The organism is Variovorax multivorans (assembly GCF_051216835.1).
Lineage (GTDB): Bacteria > Pseudomonadota > Gammaproteobacteria > Burkholderiales > Burkholderiaceae_C > Variovorax.
In genome coordinates this window covers 1-18,535 of sequence record NZ_JBPJZL010000005.1, presented here as the reverse complement: position 1 = coordinate 18,535, position 18,535 = coordinate 1, and the positions used below count along the sequence as shown (strand labels likewise).

Sequence of the window (18,535 nt, the reverse complement as noted above, 5' to 3'; positions counted from 1 at the left end):
CATGCTCCTCGCGCTCATCAAGAAAGAACTGCTCGCCCTCGTGCGCGACATGCACGGCCTTGCCGCGCTGTTCCTGATGCCGATGGTCTTCATCGTGCTGATGTCGCTCACGCTGAAGGACATCTATCGCCCGCCGCTGGCCGAGCTGACTTATGCCATCGACATGCGCGACACGGCCACGCCGGCCAAATGGCTGCAGCAGCTCTGGCAGCGCAGCCACGGCGCACCGCAGCCGTTGGGCAGCGACTGGCAGGCGCGGCTGCGCAACGGGTCGCTCAAGTACGTGATCGTGATGGAGCCGGGCCTGTCGGAAGAACTGGAATCTGCCGCGCTGTCGACCCAGGCGCGCATCCATCTGCTGACTGAGCCGGGCATCGATGCCAACCTGTTCAACGCTCTGCGCGCCGAACTCATCGGTGCATCGGGTGAGCTCAAGGCGCGCCTCGCACTGGCGGTGCCCGGCACGGCCAGTCCGGCGCCCGAGGCCTCCATCGAGGCGATGGTGCGTGCCGAGCGCTTCTCCACCGCCGGCCCGCGGCCGACCTCGGTGCAGCAGAACGTGCCGGCGTGGCTGGTGTTCGGCATGTTCTTCGTGGTGGCCTCGCTCTCCAGCCTGTTCGTGCAGGAGCGCAGTTCGGGGGCGCTCGGCCGGCTGCAGAGCCTGGGCGTGTCGCGCACCATGCTGCTCGCATCGAAGGCGCTGCCGTACCTGGGCGTGAACGCGCTGCAGGCCGTGTTGATGCTCGCGGCCGGCATCTGGTTCATGCCGCTGATCGGCGGCGATGCGCTGTCGCTTGCGGGCATCCACTGGGGAGCGCTGCTGCTGTCGCTGGGGGCAGTGAGCCTGGCGGCGGTGAGCCTGTCGCTCGCACTGGCTTGCCTGGTGCGCAGCCATGCGCAGGCCGCCACCATCGGGCCGATGGTCAACGTGCTGATGGCGGCGGCAGGCGGCATCATGGTGCCCAAGTTCGTCATGCCGGGTTTCATGCAGCGGCTGGTCGAGATCTCTCCGATGAACTGGGGACTCGAGGCGCTGCTGACCGTGCTGCTGCGCGGCGGCGGCGTAGCCGATGCCCTGCCGCAGATCGGCCGGCTGGTCGTGTTTGCGGCGCTGATGTTTCTTCTGGCCGTTTTCCTGTTTCGCAGGCGCGCACCGTGAGCACCACCGTCACCCCTGAATTCATTGCCAGCCTCAAGGCGATGGTGCTCGAGGCCGTCGAGAAAGATGCGCCCCCGGGCGGCCTCGGCGACGACGAGCCGCTGTTCGGCCCCGAGGCCCGGCTCGATCTCGACTCGCTCGATGCCCTGCAGGTGTCGATGACGATCCAGCAGCGCTTCGGCGTGCGCATGCCCGACAGCAAGGAAACGCGCCGGGCGATGACTTCCATCGCCCACCTCGCGGAGCATCTCGCGCAAGCGGGCAAGGCATGAACGATGTCTACCTGGCCGGCATGGGCCTGGCCTGTGTGCTGGGGGACGACATGCCGTCGGTGCTGGCTTCGCTGCAGCGTGGTGGAGTGCCGCCGACGCCGGTGACCGTGGCTGACGGAATCAGCTGGCCGGTCTATGCGCTGGCGCCGAGAGAAGGCGACTGGACGCAGCGCCTGTGCAGCACCGTGCGCAGCGTGGTTGCGCAGAGCGGCAAGACCGGTGATTTGGAGCCACGCACCGCGCCGCTGTTCGTGGCCTCGTCGTCGCTCGACATCGGCTTCATGGAATACGAGAAACAGGATCTGCGGCTCGGCGGCGATCTGCAGGACTTTGCCGGCGTCGTGGCCCGCGCGCTGGACTGGCAGGGGCCGGTGTTCACCGTTTCCACCGCCTGCACCTCGGCGCTCAACGCCGTGCTGGCGGCCGCTGACCTGATCCGAAGCGCGGAGGCCGACGAAGCGCTTGTGATCGGCGTCGAGATGGACAACCGCTTCACCGTGGCCGGCTTCGGCGCGATGCAACTGCTGGCGCCCGACAGCGCACAGCCCTTCGGCGCACAGCGCAAGGGGCTGGTGCTCGGTGAAGCGGTGGCTGCGTTGCGCCTGACATCGCAGCCCGCGCGCTGGCAGATCACGGGTGGCGCCAACGTGGTCGATGGGCGCAACCCCTCGGGCACCGAAGCCTCGGCCGTGCTCGCGATGTGCCGCGGCGCGTTGACGCAGAGCGGCCTGCAGCCCGGCGATGTCGACCTGATCAAGGTGCAGGCCGCCGGCAGCCCGGTCAACGACGCCATCGAGGTGGAGGCGCTGAAGCAGGTGTTCGACCCGCTGCCGCCGCTGGTGTCGCTCAAGTCGGCCATCGGCCACACGCTGGGCGCGGCGGGTGCGGCGGAGCTGGCCTTGCTGGTTGGCTGCATCGAAGGTGGCGTCTGGCCCACCGTGGACTATCCGCTCGACGCCTCACTCGGCATTGCGCTGAGCGAGCAGGCGCCGAAGAGGCTGCGCAACATCTTGCTCAACGTGGTCGGCTTCGGCGGTGGGCACACCTCGTTGGTACTGAAGGATGTCGGCCCATGAGCACCTGGCGCACCGCAGCTCATTTCGTCGCGCACCCACCGCCCGCCGACTGGCGCGATGACCTGGCCCGCCGCATCGGCCGCCGGCCGCGCCGCGTCGGCCTGTGGACCGAGTTGGCGATGTACGGCGCGCGCTGCTGCCTGGACGCCGCCGGCGAGGCAGCGCTGCCGGCCGGCGCGCGCATCCGCGTTGCCAGCATGCGCGGCGCGTGGGGCGCCACGCACGCAGGTCTGACCCAGCTCGATGCGGGCCTGCCGATGCCCTTCACCTTCATGCAGAGCCAGCCTGCGCTGATGCTGGCCGAAGTCGGTCGGTGTCTCGAATGGCAGGGCGACGCCAGCTTTGCGCTGTGCCGCGATGCGGCGCGCACGCTGCAACTGGCGAAGCTCGGTGCGACGCGCGATGGACTGCTGTTCGGTATCGTGGAAGAGGAGCGCAATGACGAGTTGCCGCGCTCCGAGTGGTGGCGGCTGGTGCCCGACTGACGTAGAGGGCAGCTCAGCCGGCGATGGAGCGCTGCAGGTTGGCGCGAGCCCGCGCTTCGAGCTGCGCGTGCATTTGCGGCGTTGCGTAGATGGCCTGGCGGTCGAGAAAACGCTGAAGGATCGCGCGGCGGCGCGGCAGGCGGATCTCATCCGGAACGAAGGCGTACTCGGCATGCACCTGGCGCTCGTATTCGTCGAAGCGTGTGCGTTCGGCGCCGAGGATCGACAGGTCGATGTCGATCAGCAGTTCGGCATCGCGGCCTTCGGGCACGGCGTCGTGGCGCGTGGCCATCACGAGCGCGTGAACCCGTTCGGCTGCTGCTTCGTCCACTCCGGCTTCAAGCAGGGCCTGGAGCGCCCAGTCGGCGCTACGTGCTTCGTTGTCGTGGGCGTGCACATCGTAGATCGCGTCGTGGAACCACAGCGCAAGCGCCACTTCACCAGGGCGCTCGGCCGATGCTTTCTCGCGCTCGAACCACGCGAGGCATTCGCCCAGGTGCTGCATCGTGTGGTAGTGCCGCTGCGGCTCGCTGTAACGGCGCTGCAGCTCGGCGCACAGCGCATCGCCGGGCGACTCGACGCCCAGGGCACGCCAGGCCTCGTTCCAGTTCGCGCGCAGTGCATCGGGTGTCATGGTGCCTATTGCTCCATCGCCGCCTTGACCTCTTGCCCGAGGTCGAGCACGGACATGGCGTAGTAGCTGCTCCAGTTGTAGCGCGTGATCACGTAGAAGTTGCGCGTGCCGGCTACGTAGGTTGGTGGTGCGTCGGCGCCGTTCTGCAGCTCGATCAATGCGAGCAGGCCCTTGTGCTTGATGCCTTCGCCCTCGGGCACCGCGCCGGCGGCCACGAAGCTGTCGGCGCTGAAGGTCGGCAGGATGTCGGGTGCCAGCAGCAGCGCCTTCTGCAGCCGCGCTTCCTCGAAATGCACGGGGTAGATGGCCGGCATGCCGGGCTGCCAGCCGAAGGACTTGAAGTAGTTGGCGACCGAGCCGATCACGTCGGCCGGGTTGTTGACGAGGTCGATGCGGCTGTCGCCGTCGAAGTCGACCGCGTACTTGGCCATGCTGCTGGGCATGAACTGCGGCATGCCCATTGCGCCCGCATAGCTGCCCAGGGGCGTGAGCGGATCGTCGGCGGTGCGGCTCTCGGTGCTCAGGAAGCTTTCGAGTTCGCCGCGGAAGAAGGCCTGGCGCTCGGCCGCGCGCGGATGGCCGTCGGGAAAGTCGAAGGAGAGCGTGGCCAGCGCGTCGATCACGCGGAAGTTGCCCATGTTGCGGCCGTAGATGGTTTCCACGCCGATGATGCCGACGATGATTTCCGGCGGCACGCCGTACACCTGCTCGGCGCGCGCGAGCGTGTCGGCATTGGCGCGCCAGAAGCGCACGCCGGCCGCGATACGCACCGGGTCGATGAAGCGGCTGCGATACGTTTGCCAGTTCTTCACGGTGCCGACCGGGCCTGGCAGCATCAGCCGCGGCACGTTGGGCAAGAAGCGCGCGCTGCCGATGGTGGCGCGCACCCAGTCGCGGTCGAGGCCGCGACGCTCGGCCACGTCGTCGGCGAATTTCATTGCGTCGTCGCGCGTGGAATACGGCGTGCTGCCGCGCACCGGGCTGGCTGCCCCGTTGCGACCGTTGGAAGATTTCTGGGCCATGGCCCCCGTGGACCAGGCGCAGCATGCGGCGAGAAGAGCGGCTGCCGCAGCGGCGCGCGAAGGCGTGGGGAGAAAAAATCGCATCGGCCGATTGTGCCGTCCGCCCGCGCCGCCCCTCTTCAGGGACACATGTGGTTTCAGCCGTGTGCGTTGCCGCTGGGCCAGGCGAGGTGGCGGAACTCCGAGCGCAGGGTGGAGAGCGAGTCTGGCGTGGCTGGCGCGTAACGCTGCGCCTCGAGCTTCAGCAGCCAGTCGCGCACGGCCTGCGCGGCGGGGCCGAAGCGCGCATCGGCCGCCTGCGCCATCTGGCGGGGCGGGGCGGTGTCGGGCAGTTGCAGGCCGGCCTTGGCGAGCCGCGCGCGTGCCTGGCCCAGCAGGCGCAGCCATGGGTCGTGACGGCTGCGCTCCCACAGCGTCCAGCCGGCGCCGGCCAGGCTGGCGCCCACCAGCAGGTAGAGCAGCACGTAGGCCAGGTCTTCGAGGCTCGGCGCTTCGAAGCCGATGCTCTTCAGCAGGTTGAGCTGGCGGCTCTGGGTGTAGTTGAGCACCCACTGGTTCCAGCCGTTGTTCACGGCCTCCCATGCGGCGCGGATGTTCTGGGCGAGCGTGGGGCTCATCGAGCCGATGGCGCCTGCGAACAGGCCCGGTTGCGGCACGAGCCGTTGCGTCTGGCCGATGCGCCCCGGGGCGACGGAGCCTGTCGGGTCCACGCGCGTCCAGCCGGTGCCTTCCTGCCAGATTTCGGCCCACGCGTGGGCATCGCTCTGGCGAATGATCCAGTAGTTGTCGACGTTGTTGAGCTCGCCGCCCTGATAGCCCGTCACGATGCGCGCCGGAATGCCGAGGTTGCGCATCAGCACCACGAAGGCCGAGGCGATGTGCTCGCAGAAACCCTCCTTGCGATCGAACCAGAACTCGTCGGCAGTGTCGTTGCCGTAGACGCCCGGCTCCAGCGTGTAGCTGTAGCCGCCGGTGCGTAGGCGCCGCAGGGCGGCTTGCACGAAGGCCTGTGCGTTGGCGTTGGCCAGTGCGGGATCGGCGCGCATCTCGGCGGCGAGGGCGGCGGTGCGCGGGTTGGTGCCAGGCGGCAGGGCCAGGTAGGCCTGGAGCTGGCCGCCCGTGCGCTTCACCGGGCCGCTCTGAAACTGCGTGTAGCTCTCGGCGCGGTAGCGCACTAGGTCGGTGACGGGGCGGTTAGCGAACCATTGCAGGTCGGGCGTGCCGGTGACTTCGAATCCGGGGGCCTCGGGAGGGCGCTGCGAGGCGTCGAGGGTCAGCAGCCAGGGGCGGTTGTTGGCTTCGAGCGTGATTTCGTAGCGCACGGGCTCGCCGCTCACGCGCAGGTTGGAGGACCATTGCGCGCCACGCGCCCATGACGGGAGCGCGGTCCATTCGCGGCCGTCGAACTGCGCCAGCACCGGCCCGCGAAAGTAGAGCTGGTTTTGCGGCGGCGCGCGGTCGCCATCGAACTTGATGCGCGCGGCGATGCTGTCGTCGAGCGCCAGCTCAGCGATGGTGCCCACGCGCATGCTGTTCGACAGGCCGGTGCGGCCCGCCATGGCGTCGCTGGGTGTGCCCCACAGCGGTGCGAAGCGCGGGAACAGCAGGAACAGCGCGAGCATGATCGGTGCGCCGGCCAGCGCCATCCAGCCTGCCGTGCGCGCGGCCTGCATCAGCGGCGGCCGGCCCACCGGCATGTGCGCGTTGACCAGTGCCGTCAGCAGGCCCAGCAGCGCCAGCAGCATCGTGAAGGCAGTCAGCAGCGATTGCGAATAGAAGAAGTTCGTGAGCATCGTGAAGAAGCCCAGGAAGAAGACGACGAAGGCGTCTCGCCGCGCGCGCAGCTCCAGCGTCTTGAGTGCGAGCAGGCTGACGATCAGCGTGACGCCCGCATCCCGGCCCAGCAGCGTGCGGTGGGTGGCGTAGGTGGCGCCGATCGTCAGCATCAGCAGCGCAAGGCGCCACCACTTGCTGGGAAGGGGGCGCGCCTGCACGGCCAGCGAGGCGCGCCAGAGCAGCACCATTGCCGTGATGGCCGTGCACCACCAGGGCAGGTTCTCGACCTGCGGCAAGAGGATCAGGCCGATGACGCAGAGAAGGAAAAGGGTGTCCCTGGCATCGCGGGGAAGCGAGGCGAGTTCGCGTGCAACTCTGTTCATGCGACGGTCTTGTTCAGCACAGGGCCAATGCCTCCAGGCAGGCCCGCCGGTGGGCCTCGCCCTGGGAAGGCTTCACGATCCGGCCCGCTACCCGCACGCCGTAGTCCACACCCAGCCGGTCCGCCATCAGCACCCAGGCGCACAGGCGTGAGATGCGGGCCTCGGTGTCCGCGAGGCCGGTGGCCTGCGCATCGAGCCAGAGTTCTTCGCGTTGCGTCTGCTGCGTGTCGCGGCTGACGAGGTCTTCCGAGCCGGCCGCCTGCGCCCGCGCGGCCTTCTTCCAGACCACGAGCTTCAGCGGATCGCCGCGCCGGTAGGCTCGCACGCCGTCGTATTCGCCTGCGTTGTGCGCCCGCAGCGCGGCGGACACGGCTGCAGGGCCCGACAGGGGCTCGCCCGGCGGGAGCGGCGGTGGATGCGCTTCGGGCGCGGGGTACACCAGCATCTGCGCGGCCGGCCGCCAGACCGTCCACACGCGGAACGTGCCGAGGGGAAAGCGCGTTTCCGCCGTCAGCGGCGGCACCGGGTGCAGCCCGCGCCGCTCGGGCTTGAACGCGATCTCGACGGTCGACGTTCCTTCGGCCGGCACGTCGGTCCAGGCCCATTGCCCGCTGCCGCGCACGGCCATGCCGATGCCGTAGCGCACGCTGCGCCGCGTGTTGTGCAGCACCACCCGGAAGACAGCGGCGGCGCCCGCGTAGTGCGCGTCGGGCGCCACCATGTGCATCGCCAGTCCGCGCAGCGTTCCGTGGCACACGTGCATGCCCACGGCCACGCTGCCGGCGAGCAGGAAGGTCAGCAGGTAGCCCAGGTTGAGCTGGTAGTTGATCGAGGCGATCAGCAGCACCAGCAGCGTCGCGGCCAGCGTCCATCCGGCCCGCGTGGGCACGATGTAGACATTGCGCTGAGTCAGCTCCAGCGTGTCCGACGGCGGACGGCGCGACAGGAACCAGCCGTCGATGCGCGAGCGGAGGGCGCCTGCAGGGCTCACGGCAGCGGCACTGCGGCGATCATGGCGCGCACCTGCTCGACGGCGCCCCGGCCCGCATCGCCGACCGGCGTGAGGCGGTGCGCGATCGTCTGCGGCAGCACGGCCTGCACGTCGTCGGGCGCGACGTAGTTGCGGTTGGCCAGCAGCGCCTGCGCCTTGGCCGCACGCAGCACCGCGATGCCGGCGCGTGGCGACAGGCCCTGCAGGAACCAGCGGCCCGAGCGCGTGGCGGCGATGAGGTCTTGCACGTAGTTGAGCAGCGGATCGGCCGCATGCACCTGCTGCACGCGCTGCTGCAGGGCGGTCAGCTCGCCGGCGGTCAGCATGGCGGGCAGGGAGGCGAGCATTTCGCGGCGGTCGACGCCCGAGAGCAGCTGGCGCTCGGCGGCGCGGTCGGGGTAGCCGAGCGAGATGCGCATCAGGAAACGGTCGAGCTGCGACTCGGGCAGGGCGAAGGTGCCGAGCTGGTCCTGCGGGTTCTGCGTGGCGATCACGAAGAAAGGCGTGGGCAGGGGGCGGGTCTCGCCTTCGACGGTGACCTGTTTTTCTTCCATTGCCTCGAGCAGCGCGCTCTGGGTCTTGGGACTGGCGCGGTTGATTTCGTCGGCCAGCAGCACCTGCGCGAAGATCGGCCCGGGGTGGAAAACGAAGGCCTGCTGGCCCCGGTCGTAAATTGCCACGCCCGACAGGTCGCCCGGCATCAGGTCGGCCGTGAACTGCACCCGGGAGAATTGCAGCCCGAAGGTGTGCGACAGCGCGTGGGCGAGGGTGGTCTTGCCGACCCCGGGCACGTCCTCGATCAGCAGGTGCCCGCCTGCCAGCAGACAGGCGACGCAGTCGCGCACTTGGGCCTCTTTGCCCACGATCACCGTGTTAAGCTGAGTTAACAAAGTGGCTAGCTTTGCAGCAACGTCCATATTTGTATCCATATGCAAACGATACCGTAAGACCTGCCGGCCCCATGCCGCGTGAGGTCTAGACGTGGCGACAGAGACACATGGGCAAGACAGGCTACTTCACACATCGCGACTTCTGGAAGCACGACATGGGCGGGGGGCATCCCGAATGTCCCGGGCGCCTGGATGCCATCGAAGACCGCCTGCTGCTTACCGGCGTGGGTGACGCGCTGGAGCACTGCGATGTGCCGCTGGCCACTCTGGAGCAGCTCACCCGGGCGCACAGCACGGAGCACGTCGAGTACCTCGAGGAACTGCATCAACGCCTGGTGGCCGACGAGCCTGCCGGCGGCCCCGACCATGCGCAGGTCGATCCCGACACGATGCTCACCCGCTTCACCCTGCTGGCCGCGCGCCGCGCCGCAGGAGCCGCGATTGCCGCGACCGACGCAGTGATTGCCGGCGACCTTGAAAATGCCTTCTGCTCGGTGCGCCCGCCCGGCCACCATGCCTGCCGGGAGCAGGCGATGGGCTTCTGCTTCTTCAACAACATCGCCATCGCCGCGCGGCACGCCATCGATGTGCATGGGCTGGAGCGCGTGGCCATCGTCGACTTCGACGTGCACCACGGCAACGGCACCGAGAACATCCTGTCGAACGACCCGAACGTGCTGATGGTCGGCTTCTTCCAGCATCCGTTCTATCCGTACAGCGGCACGGTGCATCCGGCATCGAACATGCTGAACCTGCCGATCCCGGCCTACACCCGGGGCATGGACGTGCGTGAGTTGATCGAGGCGATCTGGATGCCGCGGCTGGAAGAGTTCAAGCCGCAGATGATCTTCATCAGCGCCGGCTTCGACGCCCACCGCGAGGACGACCTGGGCCAGCTCGGGCTCAACGAGAACGACTTCGCCTGGATAACGGGCCGCATACACGATGTTGCCAGGCGCCATGCGAAGGGCCGTATCGTCTCGATGCTCGAAGGCGGCTACAACCTCGATGCGCTGGCGCGCAGCGTGGAAGCCCACATTCGCGTTCTCGCGGACCTGTAGCGCAGCCGGCGCGAATGGCGCCCACGCTTTCGTTTCCTTTCAATAGATGAATTTCAACGATTTCACCCAACGCCTCGCCCAGGTCGATGCGCGCGGCCTCGGCATCGAACTGGTTGCGCTGGTGGCCTGCGTGGCGCTGGCCTGGGCCGTGAGCAAATGGTTCGGACGCGACCAGCCCAAGGACTCGATCTGGTTCGGCGAGAGCACCTTCGACGGACTGCTGTTCCCGCTGCTGGCGCTGGTGCTCACCGATCTCGCCCGGCGCGTGGTGATCGATTTTCAGACCGTGCTGGTGCTGCGTATCGCGGTGCCGGTGTTCCTGTCGCTGGCGGTCATCCGGCTGTTCGCGCGGGTGCTGCGGGCGGTGTTTCCAGCGTCCAACGTCGTGCGGCTGATCGAGCGCACCGTCTCCTGGCTGGCCTGGATCGCGGCGGTGCTCTGGATCGTCGGACTGCTGCCGCCGGTGCTGGCCGAACTCGACCAGATCACGCTGGCCTTCGGCAAGACGCGCGTGAGCCTGCAGACGATCTTCCAGGGCGTGCTGTCGGCGGGGCTGGTGCTGGTGATCTCGCTGTGGATCTCCAGCACCATCGAAAAACGCATCCTGCGCGAAGCCGTCACCGACCTGTCGATGCGCAAGGTGGCATCGAACGCGGTGCGCGCCTTCCTGCTGCTGGTCGGCTTGCTGTTCGCGTTGTCGGCGGTGGGGGTGGACCTGACGGCGCTGTCTGTGCTGGGCGGTGCGCTCGGTGTGGGCCTTGGTTTCGGGCTGCAGAAGCTGGCGGCCAACTACGTGAGCGGTTTCGTGATCCTGCTCGAACGCTCGATCCGCATCGGCGACAACGTGAAGGTCGACACCTTCGAAGGCCGCATCACGGACATCAAGACCCGCTACACCCTGATTCGCGCGGGCAACGGACGCGAGGCCATCGTGCCGAACGAATCGCTCATCACCAGCCGGGTGGAAAACCTGTCGCTGGCCGACCGCAAGTTCAACATCACGACCACCATCGTGGTCGGCTACGAGAGCAACGTGGCGCAGGTGCAGACCATCCTGTGCGATGCAGCCAAGGCCCAGCCGCGCGTGATGACCGACCCGGAGCCAGTGGCCTTCCTCATGAACTTCGCGCCCGACGGCCTGGAGTTCACGCTGAACTTCTGGGTTGCCGACCCCGACAAGGGCAAGGACAACGTGCGTTCGGCCATCAACATCGCCATCCTCGACGGGCTGCGCGGCGCGGGCATCGACATTCCCTATCCGCAGCGGGTGGTGCGGGTGGAGTCTTTGCCCGCCGGAGGGCCAGGGAAATCCGGTCTCCAGCAGTGAGTAGAACGGCTTCTGGTCACTCCATCTTCGCGCCGGAGTTACGCACCGCTTCCGCGGCTTCGGGCATTTGCTTCCTGACGAAATCCCAGTAGCCGTCGATCGACATCGGTCTGACCGGAAGTGCGCCTTGCTCGACGAACTGCTTCTGCACTTCGGGGTTTTCCAATGCCTTCGCGAGCGCGGCATTCAGCGTTTCCAGAATGGCGCGCGGCGTGTTCGCTGGTGCGACCAGTCCATACCAGTTGTCGGTGTGAAAGCCCTTCACTCCCGCCTGCTCGAAGGTCGGCACGTCCGGCAAGGACGGAAGCCGCTGGCGGGCGGCGACCGCAAGCGCGCGCAGCTTGCCTGAGCGCACGAACGGCGTGGCGCCCGTCGTGATGATCATGTCCACGCGGCCGGCCATCAGCTCCGTCATGGCAGGCGCCGTGCCCTTGAAGGGAATGTGGGTGACGTCGACGCCGGCAAGCTTCTTGAACATTGCCGCCGCCATGTGCTGTGACGATCCGACGCCGGCGGAGCCGTAGTTCAGTTTTCCCGGGTGAGCCCTGGCCGCGTCGACAAGATCGCGAACCGTCTTGTAGGGTGAGTTCACCGGCACGAGCAGCGCTCCGGGCGAGGTGCTGATCAGTCCCACGGGTGCGAAGTCTTCGATGGGCCTGTAGCCCAGGTTCGAATAGAGCGCCGGATTCCAGCCATGCGAGGCAACGGTTGCCAGCATGATCGTGTAGCCGTCGGCCTTCGATCTGGCTGCCAGGTCGGAGCCGATGTTGCCTCCCGCGCCTGGACGGTTGTCGATGACGATCTGCTGGCCCAGGATGCCGGACATCTGTGCCGCGATCGGCCGGGCCACGTTGTCGGCCGGTCCGCCTGCCGGCCAGCCGACGATCAAGGTGATGGGGCGTGCGGGGAACGCCGCTTGCGCGCGAACGCCAGCGTGTGCCGCAGCCAGTCCCGAGATGAGAGCCAGGGCCCGTCGTCGGTCGATGCCGGTCTTGTTTTTCATGCTTGTCTCCGTCGTAGTAATTGGGCAGGCAAGGAGGCCTGCGGGCGCAAGCGCCGGCGCGCTAGTGCGAGCGCAGATCGGCGAGAAACTTCTGCGCCCGTTCGCTGCGCGGCTTCGAGAAGAACGCTTCGGGCAGCGCTGTCTCAACCAGGCTGCCCTGGTCCATGAACCAGACTCGGTCCGCCACTTCGCGCGCGAAGTTCATTTCGTGCGTCACGCACATCATCGTCATGCCGTCGCGTGCCAGCGACTTCATCACCTGAAGCACCTCGCCGACCATTTCCGGATCGAGCGCGCTCGTCGGTTCGTCGAACAGCATGGCCGGCGGATCCATCGCAAGGGCCCGGGCGATGGCAACGCGTTGCTGCTGACCACCCGACAGCTGGCCCGGAAAGGCATCGGCCTTCGAAGCCAGGCCCACGCGGTCGAGCAACTCGAGCGCACGAGTCCTCGCCTGTGCCCGCTTCTGCTTGCGCACGTTCACGGGCCCCAGCATGATGTTCTGGGCCACCGACAGATGCGGGAACAGGTTGAAGCTCTGGAACACGAAGCCGACCTGGCTGCGAAACCTGTTGATGTCGAGCGATGGCGCGTTCACATCCTGACCGTTGAAACGGATGCATCCGCTCTGGATGCTCTCCAGGCGGTTCACGGTGCGTATCAGCGTCGACTTGCCGGACCCCGAAGGGCCGCACACCACGACGACTTCGCCCTTGTGAACCTCCGCGCTGATGCTGTTCAGGGCGTGGTAATCGCCGTACCACTTGTTCACGAGATCGAAGGCGATGAGGGGAGAAGAAGCGGGGCTGGAGAACATGTTCATGCGGCGTGCTCGGATGCGATGGGGCTGGTTGCCGCGAGCGCGGGGCTAGTAGCCGACCGGAAGGTGCCTTCACGCCGCGCGTTGATGCGGCGTTCGAGGAAGCGTGCCAGCCGCGTCAGCGAGAAGCACAGGCAGAAATAGATGGAAGCGAGGATGAAGTACACCTGAAACGGCTGCGTCATGAGCGAGCTGTTGATCTGGTTGGCTGCGAACGTCACTTCGTTCACGCTGATGACGTAACCCAGCGAGGTCTCCTTGATGGTGGAGACAAACTGGCTGACCAGCGCCGGCACCATGTTGTAGAGCGCCTGCGGAAGCACGACCTTCGTCATCGTCTGCGTGTAGCTCAGCCCCACGGCGCGCGCCGCTTCGGTTTGTCCGTGGGGCAGGCCCTGGATACCGGCGCGCACGATCTCCGCCAGGTAGGCCGCCTGGTAGATCACCAGCGTGATCACCATGGTCGTGAACCCGCTGACCGTGCGTCCGGTCAGCACGGGCACGAAGAAGTAGACCCAGAAGATGAACATGAGCAGTGGCACGCCGCGCACCACGTAGATCACAGCCGCAGCAGGCATGCGCAGCCAGCCGAGCGGGCTGATGCGGGCCAGTGCGATTGCAACGCCGAGAGGAAACGCGAGCACAAGGCCCAACACGGAAAGAACCAGCGTGATTGTCAGTCCGCCCAGCGGCCCATTGGGATACTGGCCGACCAGCAGCAGAACGCCGTACTCGCGCAGGATGGAAAGAATGCTGTCCACGGCCTACCTCGTGCGGATGCGATAGCGGCTTTCCAGGCCAGCTCCCGCGGTCATGATCAGAAGCGAGATGCCGAGATAGATCACTGTCGAGAGCAGATAGATCTCCACGGTCTTGAACGACTGGCTCTCGATTTCCCGCGTTGCATAGGTCAGCTCCGCCACTCCGATGGTCATGGCGAGGCTGGTGTTCTTGAACAGCAGCACCGTGTGGCTCACCAGGGTGGGCAGCGCGATCCGCAGCGCCTGCGGGATCAGCACCAGGCGCGAGGCCTGCAGATAAGAGAGTCCTATCGCTCGCGCGGCTTCCAATTGAGACTTGGGAATGGACCGTATGCCGCCGCGCAGACCTTCGGAGACGTAGGCTGCCATGCACAGGCCGATGGAGATGAAGGCCAGGAGAAACTCGCTGTTGTGCGCATTGAGCCATTGCTGCGCCGCATGCGGCAGTAGCGCAGGCATGCCGAAGTACCAGAGAAAGACTTGCACCAGCATGGGCACGTTCTGGTGATATTCGACGTAGCTCGCCACCAAAGCCTTGGCCACGCGGCTGTCCGCCATGCGCACCACCGCCAGCACCATGCCAAGAGCCATGGCGAACAGCCATGCCGCCAGCGTGAGCTCGAACATGGTGAGAACGCCGTGCCATATCCATTGCGGATATTCACCGCGTGACAGCACCGAGAAGTCGAGCTTGCTACCCATGACGTGCGCCTTGTTGCATCGTATGGATCAGCCCTTGATCGGCTCGATCCTGAAGCCGCGCTGCATCTTGTAGGAAGTGCCCGTGCCCAGCCACTTGTTGAAGATCTGCAGCGCTTCGCCGGATTTTTCCATTGCCTCCAGCGTGGTGTTCACGTGCTTGATGAAGCCTGCCTCTTCCTTTCGCATGCCGACTCCCCATGGCTCCAGCGTCAGCGAGGGTTCCAGTATGGCGATAGGGACCGTGCTTTCGGACTGCTGGCGGAACTTCACGAGAGTGAGCTCGGATGCCGCCAGCCCTTCCACCTTGCCCTGCTGCATGGCGAGAAAGGCGCTGGGCGGATCCTGAAAGGTGATGGTGCTTGCACCCGGAATCACCTTGCGCACCAGCATCTCCGAGCTGGAGCCCTTGACCGCGCTGACGCGCTTGCCCGTCAGGTCCTTGAGGGTCGTGAAACCGCTGTCCTTGCGAGCGGCAACCTTCTGCTCGCTCGCAAAGTACTGGTCGCTGAAGGCAATCTGCTCGGCACGCTCGGCGCTCCAGCCCAGGTTGGCAATCACGGCATCGATGCGGCTCTGTTGCAACTCGGGGATGCGCGCGGCCACGGAGATGAGCTTCAGCTCCAGCTTGACGCCCAGCGACTTGGCCAGCGCCTTGCAGAAGTCCACGTCGTAGCCTTCTACCTCGCGCGTCTGGGTGTTGGAGAAACTGAACGGCTCGGCCGTCCCCAGGGTGCCGCAGGTGAACACGCCCTTGGCCTTGATGTCGGCGAGTTGGTCCGCGCAGGCCAGGTTGGCCAGCAATGCCAGGCAGGCGCCGGCGATGAGAGTCGATGCGGTTTTCTTCATGGGACGGCTCCGGGAAGGTTGAGTGGAACGAGAAAACATCAGGAAAGATCGCGCACGGCGTCCTGCAGGAAGCTGCCGCCTTGCTCGATCACCTCGATCCCCGTGGCGAAGGACATGCGCAGATGGTTGGGCATGCCGTAGGAGGTGCCGTCGATCGCGGCCACGCCGGCGTGTTCCAGCAGGTAGTGCACGACGTCGATGTCGGAAGAAAGAACGTTGCCCGCCGGCGTGGTCCGCCCGATCAATCCGGCCACGCTGGGGAACACATAGAACGCGCCGTCCGGTGGTGCGCACTCGAACCCCGGCAGCGCCTGCAGCATCTGCACCATGCGGTCCCTGCGCATTTCGAAAAGGGCCGCGGCTTCGGCAACCGTCTCTTGAGGACCATCGAGCGCAATCACCGCGGCTGCCTGGCTCACGGAACTGGGGCAGGAGGTGCTCTGCGACAGCAGCATGGTGATCGCCTTGATCAGCGAGACCGGCCCCACGCCGTACCCGATGCGCCACCCCGTCATGGCATAAGCTTTCGAGACGCCGTTGATCACCAGTGTCCGCTCGGCCAGCTCGGGCGTCACGTTCAATGGAGAAAGGTGCTCGGCGCCGTCGTAGACGAAGTGCTCGTAGATCTCGTCGGTCATCAGCCAGACCTGCGGATGCCGCTTCAGGACCTCGCCGAGCGCCGCCAGTTCATCGCGGGTGTAGACCGCGCCCGTGGGGTTGTTGGGCGTGTTGAGCACCAGCCACCGCGTGCGGGGCGTGATGGCCGCTTCAAGGGCTGCCGGCATCAGCTTGAAGCCCTCGCCTGCGGTGCTCGGCACCACGACGGGTGTGCCGCCATGCAGCGCCACCATGTCCGGATAGGACACCCAGTACGGCGCAGGCACGATCACTTCATCACCCTCGTTCAGCGTGGCGGCGAAGGCGTTGTAGATGATGTGCTTCGCGCCGTTGCCCACCGCGATGTTCTCCGGCTTGTACGACAGTGCGTTCTCGCGCAGCAGCTTGTCGGCAATGGCCCGGCGCAAGGCCGGCGTGCCGTTGGATGCCGTGTAGCGTGTCTGTCCGGCCATGAGGGCCGCAACCCCGCCTTCGATGATGTGGCGCGGCGTCGGGAAGTCGGGCTCGCCGATGGTGAAGTCGACGATGCGGCGGCCGGCCGCGCGCATCGCGTCGACACGCGTCTTCGCTGCCATGCTGGGCGAGGGTTTGACGCCTCCGAGGCGTTGGGCCAACAGGATGCTCACTGGGTTTTCTCCGGGAAAGTCGATTGGAATGAGGCTGCGCTTCACGGATTCAGAGACCGTGGGGCGCGAATGCCTTGGTGAGCCATGACTGCTCGACCTTTCCGTTGGCAATCTCGGCCTTGATGGCGGCCTCGAACCGCGCGGTCTGGTCGATGGCGTCGAGCAGCCGCCGTGCTTCGGCAAGGGGAAAGGTCACGATGCCGTCGTCGTCGCCAACCACGATGTCGCCGGGCTGCACGATCTGCCCGCCCACGCAGATGGGCACGTTGACCGCGCCGGGCCCGTTCTTGTAGGGCCCCCGATGGATGGCGGCACGCGCGTAGCAGGGAAAGTCTGCGTCGCGGAAGGCCGCTGCATCGCGGATGGCGCCATCGACGACGATGCCGGTGCAGCCGCGCTGCTGCGCGTAGAGCATGATGAGTTCGCCCACCAGCGCGTTGGTGGTGTCGCCGCCGCCGTCGACCACCAGCACATGGCCCGGCAACGCATCCATCAGGGCCTTGTAGATCAACAGGTTGTCGCCGGGACGGGTCTTGACCGTGATCGCCGTGCCCACCAGCTTGCGTTGCCGGTGGAAGCGCTGCAGGCCGACGATGCCGCTCAGGCGCTGCAGGTTGTCGCTGATGTGCGGGGTGGCCACTTCCCGGAAAGCGGCCAGCACATCTTCCGGGGCAACGGCCGGCGTGGGTTGAACGGCAAAACTGGAAGCAACCATGACAAAACGCCTCAACATCAATTCGATGGCGGGATTGTGAAAGTTGCCTAAAATTTCAAAAAGCGAAATATTCCGGAAGAGTTGGTGGAAAAAAAGGAAACCAATAAGGGTTTGGCCTGACCATGATGACGTTCAAGCAGTTAGAAGCCCTCTATTGGGTTGTGCGCCTGGGCGGCTTCTCCCAAGCCGCCCAGAAACTGCACACCTCGACCTCCGCAGTGTCCAAGCGGGTGCATGAGCTTGAAGCCGGTTTCGACCTGGAGCTTTTCGACCGCTCCCAGCGCACCGCGCGCCTGACCGAAAAAGGCGAGGAAATGTTCGTGCTGGCCAAGAAGCTGCTCGAACACAGGGACGCCGCCATCGACCAGATTGGCAAGCCGGAAGTCGTCGAGCGCCGCGTGCGCATCGGCGTGACCGAGTTCACCGCCATGACGTGGCTGCACCGGCTGGTCGAGGTCATTCAGCGCTACTACCCCAAGGTCACGATCGAGCCCGACGTCGATGCCAGCGGCAACCTGAAGGAAAAGCTCCTGGCGGACGAACTGGACCTGGTACTGGTCCCCGACGTGTTCGCGGATGCCCATCTGCCGAGCCATGCGATCGGCGAGTTCTCGAGCGTGTGGATGTGCAAGCCGGGTTTTGTCGAGCCGGGCAAGACCTTCAGGCTGCATGAATTGGCCTCGCGCCGGCTGCTGCTTCAGGGAAGCAAGTCGGGCGCCGGCATGGCGCATAACAGCTGGATGAAGTCGCTGGGTGTTCAGCCGACCGATGTCATCGTCGTCAACAACCTCATGGCCATGATGGGGCTCACCGCATCGGGCCTGGGCATAGGCTGCATGCCGGAGAAGGGCCTTGCGCCCATGATCGCCAGTGGGGCGCTGATGGTCGTGCCCTGCACTCCGGCGCCGCCGGTGATGAAGTACGTCGCCATGTACAAGGGCGACCAGCGCAGCACGTTGATCTCGTCGATCGTCATGCTGTCGCAGGAGTGCTGCGACTTCACGCGGATGTTCGAGGGCTCTTCGGCAGGGTCATCCGTTGATGCGATGGCGTGAGCAGGGTGTGTCAACATCTTTACCGCCAGGAGTCGCCCGGGCGCCCGGCGCTGTTTTATAATCGTGAAAAAGCACGATCGTTCTTTTTTCTTGGCGCCTGTGCCGATGAGAAGAATGGAGAGGCCGCAAAGGTCGCGTCCTAGAATGACCGGCTGCCCTCGAAGCCCCCTTTTTGCAATCCAATGGAGTCAAGTCAATGAAGGTTCTTGTACCTGTCAAACGGGTCGTCGACTACAACGTGAAAGTGCGCGTCAAGAGCGACGGCACCGGAGTGGACATTGCCAACGTCAAGATGAGCATGAACCCCTTCGAC

The 18,535-nt window shown here is 66.1% G+C and carries 19 protein-coding genes and 1 pseudogene; 8 read left to right on the top strand and 12 right to left on the bottom strand.

The window, feature by feature from the left end:
- Nucleotide 1: 1 nt before the first annotated feature.
- From ACSFCA_RS13390 to ACSFCA_RS13375, 4 genes are read left to right on the top strand one after another with little or no spacing between them, the layout of a single operon-like run.
- Nucleotides 2–1,159 (top strand): ABC transporter permease, encoded by a 1,158-nt coding sequence (locus ACSFCA_RS13390; protein WP_093177180.1) that lies wholly within the window; start codon nt 2–4, stop codon nt 1,157–1,159.
- On the top strand, nt 1,156–1,431 hold the full coding sequence (locus ACSFCA_RS13385) for an acyl carrier protein (RefSeq protein WP_256328860.1): 276 nt from the start codon (nt 1,156–1,158) through the stop codon (nt 1,429–1,431). Before ACSFCA_RS13390 ends, ACSFCA_RS13385 begins: the two co-directional genes overlap by 4 nt.
- Entirely contained in the window at nt 1,428–2,507 is a 1,080-nt protein-coding gene (locus tag ACSFCA_RS13380; protein WP_435459844.1) for a beta-ketoacyl synthase N-terminal-like domain-containing protein, read from the top strand. The genes ACSFCA_RS13385 and ACSFCA_RS13380 overlap by 4 nt, the downstream gene beginning before the upstream one ends.
- Nucleotides 2,504–2,992 carry a hypothetical protein gene (locus ACSFCA_RS13375; protein ID WP_435459843.1) on the top strand — a complete coding sequence of 163 codons (489 nt, stop codon included), beginning with the start codon at nt 2,504–2,506 and terminating at the stop codon, nt 2,990–2,992. Before ACSFCA_RS13380 ends, ACSFCA_RS13375 begins: the two co-directional genes overlap by 4 nt.
- Nucleotides 2,993–3,005: 13 nt before the next feature.
- Here the strand turns inward: ACSFCA_RS13375 and ACSFCA_RS13370 are convergent, their stop codons facing one another.
- Genes ACSFCA_RS13370 through ACSFCA_RS13350 form a run of 5 tightly spaced genes read right to left on the bottom strand, consistent with a single transcriptional unit; the run spans nt 3,006 to nt 8,715 of the window.
- Entirely contained in the window at nt 3,006–3,626 is a 621-nt protein-coding gene (locus ACSFCA_RS13370) for an HD domain-containing protein (RefSeq protein ID WP_258354054.1), read from the bottom strand.
- Between the two features lie 5 nt (nt 3,627–3,631).
- On the bottom strand, nt 3,632–4,732 hold the full coding sequence (gene mltB / locus ACSFCA_RS13365) for a lytic murein transglycosylase B (RefSeq protein WP_435459842.1): 1,101 nt from the start codon (nt 4,730–4,732) through the stop codon (nt 3,632–3,634).
- A gap of 53 nt (nt 4,733–4,785) precedes the next feature.
- Complete coding sequence (locus ACSFCA_RS13360; protein WP_435459841.1) at nt 4,786–6,807, bottom strand: transglutaminase TgpA family protein; 2,022 nt, start codon at nt 6,805–6,807, stop codon at nt 4,786–4,788.
- Between the two features lie 13 nt (nt 6,808–6,820).
- Nucleotides 6,821–7,798 carry a DUF58 domain-containing protein gene (locus ACSFCA_RS13355; protein ID WP_258354057.1) on the bottom strand — a complete coding sequence of 326 codons (978 nt, stop codon included), beginning with the start codon at nt 7,796–7,798 and terminating at the stop codon, nt 6,821–6,823.
- Nucleotides 7,795–8,715: an AAA family ATPase gene (locus ACSFCA_RS13350; RefSeq protein ID WP_093050740.1), complete on the bottom strand. Its 921-nt coding sequence runs from the start codon at nt 8,713–8,715 to the stop codon at nt 7,795–7,797. Before ACSFCA_RS13350 ends, ACSFCA_RS13355 begins: the two co-directional genes overlap by 4 nt.
- An 80-nt stretch (nt 8,716–8,795) precedes the next feature.
- On the opposite strand from ACSFCA_RS13350, the gene ACSFCA_RS13345 reads away from it, so the two are divergent.
- A complete protein-coding gene (locus tag ACSFCA_RS13345) occupies nt 8,796–9,749 on the top strand; it encodes a histone deacetylase family protein (protein ID WP_258354058.1) in 954 nt (317 codons plus the stop codon).
- A gap of 46 nt (nt 9,750–9,795) precedes the next feature.
- Nucleotides 9,796–11,076 carry a mechanosensitive ion channel family protein gene (locus ACSFCA_RS13340; RefSeq protein ID WP_258354059.1) on the top strand — a complete coding sequence of 427 codons (1,281 nt, stop codon included), beginning with the start codon at nt 9,796–9,798 and terminating at the stop codon, nt 11,074–11,076.
- A gap of 16 nt (nt 11,077–11,092) precedes the next feature.
- Here ACSFCA_RS13340 and ACSFCA_RS13335 read toward each other — a convergent pair whose 3' ends face one another.
- From ACSFCA_RS13335 to ACSFCA_RS13305, 7 genes are all read right to left on the bottom strand, one after another.
- Entirely contained in the window at nt 11,093–12,079 is a 987-nt protein-coding gene (locus ACSFCA_RS13335; RefSeq protein ID WP_435459840.1) for a Bug family tripartite tricarboxylate transporter substrate binding protein, read from the bottom strand.
- Nucleotides 12,080–12,140: 61 nt separating this feature from the next.
- On the bottom strand, nt 12,141–12,902 hold the full coding sequence (locus ACSFCA_RS13330) for an amino acid ABC transporter ATP-binding protein (protein WP_309148868.1): 762 nt from the start codon (nt 12,900–12,902) through the stop codon (nt 12,141–12,143).
- Nucleotides 12,899–13,651, bottom strand: a complete 753-nt coding sequence (locus ACSFCA_RS13325) for an amino acid ABC transporter permease (RefSeq protein WP_435460194.1) — start codon at nt 13,649–13,651, stop codon at nt 12,899–12,901. The genes ACSFCA_RS13330 and ACSFCA_RS13325 overlap by 4 nt, the downstream gene beginning before the upstream one ends.
- A gap of 12 nt (nt 13,652–13,663) precedes the next feature.
- Nucleotides 13,664–14,362 (bottom strand): amino acid ABC transporter permease, encoded by a 699-nt coding sequence (locus tag ACSFCA_RS13320; protein ID WP_435459839.1) that lies wholly within the window; start codon nt 14,360–14,362, stop codon nt 13,664–13,666.
- A gap of 27 nt (nt 14,363–14,389) precedes the next feature.
- A complete protein-coding gene (locus tag ACSFCA_RS13315; RefSeq protein ID WP_435459838.1) occupies nt 14,390–15,208 on the bottom strand; it encodes an ABC transporter substrate-binding protein in 819 nt (272 codons plus the stop codon).
- Nucleotides 15,209–15,246: 38 nt separating this feature from the next.
- Complete coding sequence (locus ACSFCA_RS13310; RefSeq protein ID WP_435460193.1) at nt 15,247–16,443, bottom strand: pyridoxal phosphate-dependent aminotransferase; 1,197 nt, start codon at nt 16,441–16,443, stop codon at nt 15,247–15,249.
- 58 nt (nt 16,444–16,501) lie between these two features.
- Nucleotides 16,502–17,167 (bottom strand): RraA family protein, encoded by a 666-nt coding sequence (locus ACSFCA_RS13305; RefSeq protein ID WP_435459837.1) that lies wholly within the window; start codon nt 17,165–17,167, stop codon nt 16,502–16,504.
- A 125-nt stretch (nt 17,168–17,292) separates the two neighbouring features.
- Here ACSFCA_RS13305 and ACSFCA_RS13300 point away from each other — a divergent pair, with 125 nt between their 5' ends.
- Together ACSFCA_RS13300 and ACSFCA_RS13295 are read left to right on the top strand one after the other, a co-directional pair.
- The gene (locus ACSFCA_RS13300; protein ID WP_435460192.1) at nt 17,293–18,222 is read left to right on the top strand and encodes a LysR family transcriptional regulator; all 930 of its coding nucleotides are present in this window, start codon (nt 17,293–17,295) and stop codon (nt 18,220–18,222) included.
- Between the two features lie 196 nt (nt 18,223–18,418).
- Nucleotides 18,419–18,535: pseudogene (locus ACSFCA_RS13295) on the top strand (electron transfer flavoprotein subunit beta/FixA family protein); the annotation flags it as partial.